This window comes from Aerococcus sp. L_32, from assembly GCF_050689315.1.
Genome location: NZ_JBOEQF010000274.1, coordinates 1 through 2,812 on the forward strand (window position 1 = coordinate 1; position 2,812 = coordinate 2,812).

The 2,812-nt window shown below is 37.8% G+C and carries 4 protein-coding genes and 1 pseudogene; 1 reads left to right on the top strand and 4 read right to left on the bottom strand.

Annotation, left to right across the window (positions count from 1 at the left end):
• Positions 1-221: 221 nt before the first annotated feature.
• A complete protein-coding gene (locus tag ACRCJ0_RS11630) occupies positions 222-443 on the top strand; it encodes a hypothetical protein (protein WP_431390519.1) in 222 nt (73 codons plus the stop codon).
• Between the two features lie 324 nt (positions 444-767).
• On the opposite strand, the gene nusG is transcribed toward ACRCJ0_RS11630, so the two are convergent.
• From nusG to ACRCJ0_RS11650, 4 genes and pseudogenes are all read right to left on the bottom strand, one after another.
• Complete coding sequence (gene nusG / locus ACRCJ0_RS11635; RefSeq protein WP_059349293.1) at positions 768-1,322, bottom strand: transcription termination/antitermination protein NusG; 555 nt, start codon at positions 1,320-1,322, stop codon at positions 768-770.
• 144 nt (positions 1,323-1,466) lie between these two features.
• Positions 1,467-1,640 (bottom strand): preprotein translocase subunit SecE, encoded by a 174-nt coding sequence (secE, locus tag ACRCJ0_RS11640; RefSeq protein ID WP_069285993.1) that lies wholly within the window; start codon positions 1,638-1,640, stop codon positions 1,467-1,469.
• 40 nt (positions 1,641-1,680) lie between these two features.
• Positions 1,681-1,833: a 50S ribosomal protein L33 gene (gene rpmG / locus ACRCJ0_RS11645; RefSeq protein WP_003142586.1), complete on the bottom strand. Its 153-nt coding sequence runs from the start codon at positions 1,831-1,833 to the stop codon at positions 1,681-1,683.
• Between the two features lie 150 nt (positions 1,834-1,983).
• Positions 1,984-2,812 (bottom strand): annotated as a pseudogene (locus ACRCJ0_RS11650) (GntP family permease); the annotation flags it as partial.

Here is a 2,812-nt window from a genome sequence, read left to right on the forward strand (position 1 = left end):
TATAGAAAAAATCAGTTGCCCATAAAAGCAACTGATTTTTTTGTGCATCTTCTGTTTGCCATTCGCCTCTTCTACCAATAAACCCGTTATAATGAGCTTAACAATAGAAGCATTTGATGTTGCGGATTAAACATTGGACCACTTAAATTAACTGAATTAAGTCATATTTATTCACACAAAAGTGAAGTAACAATTTAGAAAGTAGATAATGGAGAGATTAATTGTCTAAAATCAATCAAACAGAAGTTAAAAATGAAGCAAAATTTGCCCTTGGTCTATGGGCCATTATGATACTTTTTGCTAACGTCATTCACCCTAATGCACTCATCATTATGACTGGCAATTGGCTACTCTCTGCCTTATGTTTATTTTGTGTTAGTTTAGCGATAACAAAATATTTTTTTGTTTTAAAGAAAGAGAACACCAAAGATAATGTGCAATAAAAAAGTTCGCAGTATTCTCAGTTATTTCAAGTACGTTCATTGTATGCTTCATCCATTCTAACGTTTTATGTTTTAATGGTAGTTTTTATTCACTATACACATTCCCTATTATGCAATCGGTAATTTCCGGTTATATATTGTACGATGTTTTAAAATACCTGTATCTTCAACGCCGGAAGGATGAAAGATAAACAATTAGAAAATGAATATTGATCAATAGAGAAAAATAGCGGGTAAGGATTTTGTTTAAGAATCCTTACCCGCTATTTATTCATTTAACTATGTTTTATTTTACCTCAACTATGATTTGTAAAATATCGCAAATTAGAATTTGTCTACTTGGTCATAGTCTACTTCTGCTAATGTTTCACGTCCAAACATTTCAACAGTCAGTTTCAACTTGCCATGTTCTGCATCAATCTCTTGAACGCGACCTTCCATACCATCAAAGGCACCATCGATAACCTTAACCACTTCATCGATATCGAATGAGATATTACGGTTACGGCCACCTTCACCAAGGCTTGATAAGATATTACGTACTTCATCAGGTAACAATGGTGTTGGTTTTGAACCTTGACCGTGAGAACCTAAGAACCCTGTAACACCCGGTGTATTACGAACAACGAACCATGCTTCATCAGACATGATCATTTCAACTAAAACATAACCTGGAAAGTTTTTGATCTTAACAATCTTATCTTTACCTGACTTCGTTTTCTCTACATGCTCTTCTTCAGGCACGATTACACGGTAAATGTAATCTTCCATATCCATTGAAGTAATACGCATTTCCAAGTTTTGTTTGACTTTGTTTTCATATCCAGCGTATGTATGGATTACATACCATTCTTTACCAATTTCGATTTCTTCTACCATCGATATGCTCCTTCTTTCAATACATTCATCATCGATCAACTTCAAGGCAAATTAAAAAACCTTCCCCACATGAAAGGTTTTCTCTTCGCTTTATTCGTGCCAATTATAACACACCGCCCATGCGCGCGCCATAACAAGTTACAATTATAAGTTAATAAACCATGCAAAAGCCCATTGTGCTAAGGTATCAATAATCCCTAGGAAAATGGCAACTATGATAATAGTCGATAATACGATACCAGTGTAGCGCACCAACTCGCCACCACTTGGCCATGTAGTCAATCGCATTTCATGCCATACATCTTTTAAAAATTGCATCTACTTCCCTCGCCCTCTACCATCTATTAGTCAATACCGACTATTTGGTTTCCTTATGTATTGTATGTTGATTACAGTGTCTACAGAATTTCTTCACTTCTAAACGCTCAGTACGGTTATTGGCATTACTATTTGTCGTGTAATTTCTTGAGCCACATACTGAACAAGCAAGTGATACTTTTTTCGTTGCCATAATTCACAATCTCCTTGATTTCTGATTCATTGTACATGGTACTTACTCTGATGGTCAATGTCAATTTATTTTTCCTGCACCCCTAATTATACCACAAACAGCAAAAGGAGTTGCACTATCATAAGGCAACTCCCTCAAAAATTTATTTTATTAATATAAAAAGGCTGAAGCAAGAAGTACCGCAATCAAAGCCAACAAGTGCGCCACGTTTGTAATAATAAACTGGTGTATAAAGCCATGTTTAATGGATAATCCAGTCAGATTATTAAAGGTAATCACGACCCCAGATTGTGGCATCGCCGTTAATGTTGCCGCCGCAATCACTGTAATTCGGTGGACCAACTCTGGATTAATCCCCATAGCAATATAATCTGGCGCTAGGGTATTCATCACAATCCCAATCGCCCCAGAAGCAGAACCGGTAATCCCACTTAGTAAGGCAGACGATGCAGCCAATCCAATCACTGGACTACCGGGAATAGAGGTAATCGCTTGTTGGATGACCGCAAAACCAGGTGCCAAGGTTAATACTGAACCAAAGGCTACAGAAGATGAAGTTGAGAAGGCTGGCATAATTGCCCCTGTCGCCCCCGCATTCAAGGTCATATTCTGCGATGGAATGTAGCTGTGGTATAGAATAGCTGATAAGATAATCGCTGCAGCTAAAGCCACTAAAATAATGTTTGCCACACTAGAAAAAATCAAGATAATAGCAATCAAGGTAACAATCGGCGCTAATGAAAGCCAAATAGATGGCAATTTCGATTCATCCACATCACCGGCTACCCCTTTAAGATCCACCTTACCTTCTAAATAGGTATCAAAATGTTCGCCGTTCTTCACAGACCGGTCCAAGCACCATTTCATATACAGCAAGCCAAAAGCTAAAAGAACTGCAGACCCGATTAACCCTAGAATAGGTGCCGCCGTTAACGATGTCCCCAAAGCTGTAGTTGGAATCGCATTTTGAACCGAAGGA